Source organism: Actinomadura sp. KC345, assembly GCF_004348515.1.
In the GTDB taxonomy this organism is placed as follows: Bacteria; Actinomycetota; Actinomycetes; order Streptosporangiales; family Streptosporangiaceae; genus Spirillospora.
The window spans coordinates 22,391-28,904 of the sequence record NZ_SMKH01000072.1 but is presented as its reverse complement, the minus strand read 5'-3'; the positions used below and the strand labels follow the sequence as shown (position 1 = coordinate 28,904).

The 6,514-nt window shown below is 73.4% G+C and carries 6 protein-coding genes and 1 tRNA gene; 5 read left to right on the top strand and 2 right to left on the bottom strand.

Going from position 1 to position 6,514, the window contains the following annotated elements:
* Positions 1-553, bottom strand: a 553-nt coding sequence (locus E1281_RS14770; protein WP_131878416.1) for a DUF2510 domain-containing protein, incomplete at its 3' end; no start/stop codon positions are given.
* Positions 554-690: 137 nt separating this feature from the next.
* On the opposite strand from E1281_RS14770, the gene E1281_RS14765 reads away from it, so the two are divergent.
* Positions 691-1,512: a uracil-DNA glycosylase gene (locus E1281_RS14765; protein WP_131878414.1), complete on the top strand. Its 822-nt coding sequence runs from the start codon at positions 691-693 to the stop codon at positions 1,510-1,512.
* On the opposite strand, the gene E1281_RS14760 is transcribed toward E1281_RS14765, so the two are convergent.
* Positions 1,509-1,904 carry a DUF4232 domain-containing protein gene (locus E1281_RS14760; RefSeq protein WP_131878412.1) on the bottom strand — a complete coding sequence of 132 codons (396 nt, stop codon included), beginning with the start codon at positions 1,902-1,904 and terminating at the stop codon, positions 1,509-1,511. The two genes, E1281_RS14765 and E1281_RS14760, sit on opposite strands and share 4 nt — an antisense overlap.
* Before the next feature lie 565 nt (positions 1,905-2,469).
* Between E1281_RS14760 and E1281_RS14755 the strand changes: the two genes are divergently transcribed.
* The 4 genes from E1281_RS14755 (at position 2,470) to E1281_RS14740 (ending at position 6,367) form a co-directional block, all read left to right on the top strand.
* Complete coding sequence (locus E1281_RS14755; RefSeq protein WP_131878410.1) at positions 2,470-3,831, top strand: NAD(P)/FAD-dependent oxidoreductase; 1,362 nt, start codon at positions 2,470-2,472, stop codon at positions 3,829-3,831.
* Between the two features lie 86 nt (positions 3,832-3,917).
* Positions 3,918-5,294, top strand: a complete 1,377-nt coding sequence (locus E1281_RS14750; protein ID WP_131878408.1) for a class I SAM-dependent methyltransferase — start codon at positions 3,918-3,920, stop codon at positions 5,292-5,294.
* Between the two features lie 17 nt (positions 5,295-5,311).
* Positions 5,312-5,384: transfer RNA gene (locus E1281_RS14745), tRNA-Leu, on the top strand.
* Positions 5,385-5,503: 119 nt separating this feature from the next.
* Positions 5,504-6,367, top strand: coding sequence for a Bax inhibitor-1/YccA family protein (locus E1281_RS14740; protein ID WP_131878406.1), 864 nt, complete (start codon positions 5,504-5,506; stop codon positions 6,365-6,367).
* The last annotated feature ends 147 nt before the right edge of the window (positions 6,368-6,514 follow it).

Sequence of the window (6,514 nt, the reverse complement as noted above, 5' to 3'; positions counted from 1 at the left end):
GCTCCGCCACCAGCCGCCGCTCGGCGTGCTCCTGGCACAGCTGGATCAGCCGCCCCCACACCTGCTCCGGTTCGCCCCGGCCGGGCGCGATCGCGTCGGACTCGATGACGACCTCGACGCGGGGCCCGCCGTGGAACGGGTACCGGCCGGCCTGGAAGATCCACTGCGTGCCGGGGGTCTGGCCATATCCGGCCGGTCGCTCCGCGGCCCAGTACGCGACCCATTCCACGTACGGCCACGCGAGCGAGGAGTCCCCGTACGCGACGAGCTGGTCGTCGGCGTGTAAGTGCAGGCCGCGCACGTTCACGTCCAGCGGCTGGACGGCGGGCCGGGCGCCCCAGCTCGCGTGCTGGACCTGGGGGGCCGCGTAGGCCGTCCACCCGGCCTGCTCCCCGTGGTTCCGCCGGTCGTGATCCCGCTGGTCGTGCGGAGGGAGCCGCACCCGCGGCGGGCGGGACGGCTCCGGGTTGAGCCGCTCCGTCCAGGTCCGGCCGTCCCACCAGCGCAGGCTGCCCGTGCCGTACGGGTCCGGATACCAGCCCGGTTGCGACACTGCCTGCCTCCGCTCAGCACTCGGCGTGCCGGACACCCGCCACCCCGACCGGCGAACGCATCGTACCGATCAGGACCGCTTCTGAAGAGATATGGGCGGAACCCGGCCACCGCCTGTGGCGTGCGACGATCGGTGGTATGCCGACCGCCAACGCCCCGTTCGTGCCGCCCGGCTCCGGATGGCCGGAAGACCCCGCCGGCCCGGGTACTCCCGTCGCCCACGGCACCGGCGACGTCGTCGAGCTGGCCGCCAAGGCGCCGGACCTGGACGAGCTGTGCGCCCGGCAGTCGGTGTGCCGGGCCTGCGACCGCCTCGTCGAGTGGCGCGAGAAGGTCGCCGTCCAGCGGCGCCGGGCTTTCGCGGACGAGGAGTACTGGGGACGTCCCGTCGCCGGCTGGGGCGACCCGGAACCGCGGATCATGATCGTCGGCCTGGCCCCGGCCGCGCACGGCGGCAACCGCACCGGGCGGATCTTCACCGGAGACCGTTCGGGCGACTGGCTGTTCGCCTCGCTGTACCGGGTGGGGCTCGCCGCGCGGCCGACCAGCGTGCGCGCGGGCGACGGGCAGCGGCTGATCGGCGCCCGGATGGCGGCGGCCGTCCGCTGCGCGCCGCCCGACAACAAGCCCGCGCCTCTCGAACGCACGACCTGCCTGCCCTGGCTGGCCCGCGAGGTCGAGCTGGTCGCACCGAGCGTCCGCTGCATCGTGTGCCTCGGCGGGTTCGCCTGGCAGGGCGTGTGGCCGGCGCTGAAGCAGGCCGGGTACGGCGTCCCGCGCCCCCGGCCGAAGTTCGGCCACGGCGCCGAGGTGGAGCTGGTGCCGCCGCCCTCGGTGGCCCGGCGGGATCCCGTGCTGATGCTGGGGTGCTACCACCCCAGCCAGCAGAACACCTTCACCGGCCGCGTCACCGAGGACATGCTGGACGCCGTCCTCACCCGCGCCCGCGACCACCGCTAGCCGCCCGTCGGACTCGCCGACAGCGGGGTGAGCGAGATCTCGCCGTGCCGGCAGACGGGGCCGTGGCTCCACGGCGCCTCGAGCTGCCGGGTCTGGCCGGGCGGGACGACCTTCAGGGCGTTCGCGGTGGGCTGGCAGGGGACCGCCTCGTCCGCGGCCAGCTCCGACGTCCAGTACAGCCGCTCGTAGGCGTGGCCTCCGCTGGGAAGCGCGACGGTCCGGGGCGTGCCGTGGCGGATGACGTCCGTGTCGACGAGCCCGGCCGCGTTGACCAGCTGGAGCCCGGACCAGCCGCGGACCGTGCAGGACGTCTCGGACGTGTTGGTCAGCACCAGCGTCACGTAGCGGTTGGTCTCCACGGCGTAGCTGCTGGTGAGGCTGGCGCTGAGCATCAGGCTGGTACAGCGCGGCGAGTCCCCGGTGCCGGACTCCGTTCCGACGCCCGTACCCGTTCCTACTCCGGTTCCAGTTCCGGTCCCGGTCCCGGTCCCCGTTCCGGTGCCGGGACCGGTGCTCGGTGATCCGCCGGCGGGAGATCCCGTTCCGGGGGCCCCCGCCCCCGTGCCCGATCCGGGCGACTCGGCCGCTGCCGAGCCGGCCGGCGTCGCGGAGCCGCCGGCCGCGACCGGACCGGCGTTGGAACTGGAGCCGCACCCCGCGAGTGCGACGGTGACGGCGGCCGCGACCAGCGTCCCCTGGATGATTTTCGGCATACGAGTCTTCCCCATGCTCGCCCTTCCCCGTGAACCAGTGACGGCGGGACAGGGCCTGGCCGAGCGACCCGGGCGGGGCCGGCTTCCCCCTGCCGACCCGCCGCCCACGGCCGCTTGACGCCCCCGTCCGGCCCTGTCCCGCCGTCCTTCTGGTGATACATCGGGTGAGATGCCGGACAGGGTTATGAAGTTCACGAACCGGGCGAAGTGGTGAGCAAGCCGTGGATGCGGGTATCGCTCCGGCATGGCTTCCGATCGCACCGCGGATTCCGCGAAGCAGATCCTGATCATCGGCGGCGGGTACGTCGGCATGTACACGGCCCTGCGCCTGCAGAAGAAGTTGCGCGGCGAGCTGCGACGAGGCGAGGTCGCGGTCACCGTCATCGACCCTCAGTCCTACATGACCTACCAGCCGTTCCTGCCGGAGGCGGCGGCGGGGAACGTGGAGCCCCGCCACGTCGTGGCGCCCCTGCGGAAGGTCCTCGGGCGCTGCCGGATCCTGAACGGCTACGTGACGCGGATCGACCATTCCAGCAGGCGGGTCACGCTCCGTCCGGCGGGGACGAAGACCGCCGGCGTTCCGGAGCGGGACGTCGACTACGACATGCTCGTCGTCGCCCTCGGCTCCATCTCGCGGACGCTCCCGATCCCGGGCCTCGCGGAATGCGGGATCGGCTTCAAGACCGTCGAAGAGGCCATCTTCCTGCGCAACCACGTCCTGCACCAGCTCGACATCGCCGCGTCCAACGCGGGCGAGGAGGAGGTCAGGAAGAGGGCGCTGACGTTCGTGTTCGTCGGGGCGGGGTTCGCGGGCGTCGAGGCGATGGCCGAGCTGGAGGACATGGCGCGCGACGCGTGCAGGTGGTACCCCACCATCGACCCGGCCGAGATGCGGTGGCTGATGGTCGAGGCGACCGACCGGATCCTGCCCGAGGTGGGGCCCGAGATGGGGCGCTGGACCGCCGAGGCGCTGCGCCGCCGCGGCATCGAGGTCAAGCTGGAGACGCTGCTGAAGTCCGCGGAGAAGCGGCACATCGTGCTGAGCGACGGCGACGAGTTCGACGCCGGGACGCTGGTGTGGACGGCCGGGGTGAAGCCGCACCCGGTCGTCCGGGAGAGCGACCTCCCGCTGGACGACAAGGGCCGCCTCAAGACGACCGCCGAGCTGACCGTCGAGGGCCTGGAGCACGTCTACGCGGCGGGCGACAACGCCCGCGTTCCCGACCTCACCGGCACCGGCGAGTTCACGGCGCCGAACGCCCAGCACGCGGTCAGGCAGGCCAGGCGCCTGGGTGACAACATCGTGGCGGATCTGCGCGGGAAGCCCCGCAAGCAGTACGTGCACGCCTACGTCGGCTCGGTGGCGAGCCTCGGCCTGCACAAAGGCGTGGCCAACGTGTACGGGATGAAGCTGCGCGGGCTCCCCGCCTGGTTCATGCACCGCACCTACCATCTTTCACGGATGCCGACCGTCAACCGCAAGTTCCGCATCACCATGGACTGGACGCTCGCCTCCTTCTTCCGGCGCGAGATCGTCTCGCTCGGTGAGCTGGAGTCGCCCCGCTTCGAGTTCGAGCTCGCGGCCGGCCGGAGCCAGGACGTATGAACGCGTGACCGGCCGACGGCGTCCCGGCGGGGGACCTCCGGCGGGGCATCGCGGGCCGGCACCGCCACGGAGGAGGCGCCCTGACCATGCACGACGGAGACGCCACCTGGAACGAGGCGCGGGCGGAACTGGCGGCGGCGGCCGCGTCCGCGCAGGCCGCGGAGGCCGCCGGGGCGGCGGAGCTCGGGGCCGCGGGTGTCGCGTCCCGGCTGGCCCCGCTGCTCACCAGGATCCTGCTGGGGGAGGCGCGCGAGGCCGCGGACGAGCTGCCGATCCGGGTCCGGGCCTGGGACGGCAGCGCCATCGGCCCCGCCGCGGCCCCCGCGTTCGTGGTCCGGCACCGGCGGGCCCTGCGGCGCCTGCTGTGGAAGCCCGGCGAGCTGGGCTTCGTCCGCGCCTACGTCGCCGGCGAGCTGGACATCGAGGGGGACGTCTTCGCCGCGCTCGGCGCCGTCCAGCGGGTGCTGGGCGGCGACGGGCCGATCCGGCTGAGCGGCGACGACAAGCGCGACATCGTGCGCACCGCCGTCACCCTCGGCGCCGTCGGGCCCGAGCCGAAGGCGCCGCCCGAGGAGTCGGCGCCCGGCCGGCGCGGCGGCGGGGACCCCGGCCACGCCGGGCCGATGCGGGAGCCCGCCGCGTTCTTCGCCCGGCTCTTTGGGGACGGGCTGGCGCACGGCACCGGGCTGTGGGACGGAGCCGCGGGCCTGGACACGGCCCAGACCGCCGCCCACGAGGCCCTCGCCGAGGGGCTCGGGCTGTTCCCCGGCGCCCGGCTCCTCGACCTGAACTGCGGCTGGGGCGCGTTCGCCCGGCACGCCGCCGTCCGGCACGGTGCCCGCGTCGTCGGGCTGACCCGTACCCCCGGGCAGGCGGACCATGTCCGCGCCCTGTCCAGTGGTTCGGGGGCCGGTGGTACGGGAGCGGGTGTCGAGGTCCGGGGCTGGGACCTGTCCGAGGCGGGCGACGGCCCTTACGACGCGATCGTCGGGCTGGCGGACGCGGCGCCCGTCGACCGTCCCGCGTCCCGGCTGTTCGACCTGCTCGCACCCGGCGGCCGCCTCGTCCTGCAGCAGCCGGTGCGCCGTCCGGGGCCGCAGCGGAACGGGCGCACGTTCAGCACCGGCTACCTGCTCCGGGACGAGGCCGCGCCCCGGACGCTGGGCGCGCTGGCCGACGAACTGGAGGACGCGGGCCTCGAAGTGCGGTCGGTGGAGGCGCTCCGCGAGCACCACGCGCGGACGCTGCGCGCCTGGGCCGCCGGTCTCCGGCGCCACTGGGACGAGTGCGTGGAGCTGGCCGGACCCGGCCGGGCGCGGGTCTGGCTGCTCTACCTCGCCACGTCCGCGCTGGCCTGCGAGAACGGCCGGATCGGCAGGTACGAGATCCGTGCGAAACGCCGGGCCGAGGGGGGCCGCGGGGACACGGACGTGGCCGCGGCCCCCACCGTGGCGGAGGGTTGACTCGATATGATGGCGCCGCCCCTGTAGCCCAATGGCAGAGGCGGGCTCCCTAAAAGAGCCATCGTGTCGGTTCGAGTCCGACCAGGGGCACCGAGGACGGCCAGCGGCCATCTGCGAAGAGTTCACCGGCCCGAGGCGGGCGCGGGTGATCGTGGGAGGCTTTCGAGCATAGAATGTGAGGCCAGTTCGGCCGATAGTGGAGGGCCTTGATGGAGAGCAGGAACCCGGCGTTCCGGGGTAACGCCTTCAACCAGCGGGCCGGAGGTGCGGCCTACGGCGCACCCGGCTACGGCGCACCCGGCTACGGTGCCCAGGGATACGGGGCCGCCGGGTACGGCACCCAGCCGTACGGAGGCGCGGGGCAGCCCGCCCCCGGGTACGCGCCGCCGGCCCCCACCAGGCCCATGACGATGGACGACGTCGTCGTCCGCGGCTTCCTGACGCTGGTCACCCTCGTGATCACCGCGGCCGCGGCCTGGGTGCTCGTGCCGACGGACATCGCCGTTCCCGTCCTGGTCGTGGCGCTGATCGCCCAGATCGGGATCTGGGCGTTCATCACGTTCGGCCGCAAGGCCAACGCGCCGATGGTCATGGCGTTCGCGGCCGTCTACGGCGTCGTCGTCGGCATCATCAGCCACACCTACAACGACCTCTTCCACGGCGTGGTCTTCCAGGCGGTGATCGGCACGGCGCTCGCGTTCGGCGCCACGCTCGCCGTGTACGCGCTGCGGATCGTCCGGGTCACGCCCAAGTTCGCGAGGTTCACCATCGCGGCGGCGGTGGGGCTGATCGCGCTGATGCTCATCAACCTGGTGATGCACATGTTCGGCTCGGACGACGGGCTCGGCATCCGCGACCCCGGCAACCCGCTGGCCTACGTGTTCAGCGTCGTCGCGATCCTCGTCGGCTGCTTCTTCCTGCTGCTGGACTTCGACTCGATCGAGCAGGGCGTCCGCCAAGGCGCGCCGGAGAAGTTCGCCTGGTACTGCGCGTTCGGGCTGGTGCTGTCCCTGGTCTGGATCTACCTGGAGATGCTCCGGCTGCTCAGTTACTTCTACGCCGGCAGGGACTAGCGTCCGGCCGCCGGCCTCTTCGCCGGGATGAAATGATCAGCCCCCGCGCCGTCCGGCGCGGGGGCTGATCTGTGCGGGATCTCTGCGCCAGGGTCGTGGCGCGGCGTGGCGGCACGACGGCGGGGGCATCCGTTGGCGGGATCCCGC

Coding starts and splice junctions, on each gene's coding strand:
- E1281_RS14765 (WP_131878414.1), top strand. CDS start 691: ATGCCGACCGCCAACGCCCCGTTCGTGCCGCCCGGCTCCGGATGGCCG.
- E1281_RS14760 (WP_131878412.1), bottom strand. CDS start 1,904: ATGCTCAGCGCCAGCCTCACCAGCAGCTACGCCGTGGAGACCAACCGC.
- E1281_RS14755 (WP_131878410.1), top strand. CDS start 2,470: ATGGCTTCCGATCGCACCGCGGATTCCGCGAAGCAGATCCTGATCATC.
- E1281_RS14750 (WP_131878408.1), top strand. CDS start 3,918: ATGCACGACGGAGACGCCACCTGGAACGAGGCGCGGGCGGAACTGGCG.
- E1281_RS14740 (WP_131878406.1), top strand. CDS start 5,504: ATGGAGAGCAGGAACCCGGCGTTCCGGGGTAACGCCTTCAACCAGCGG.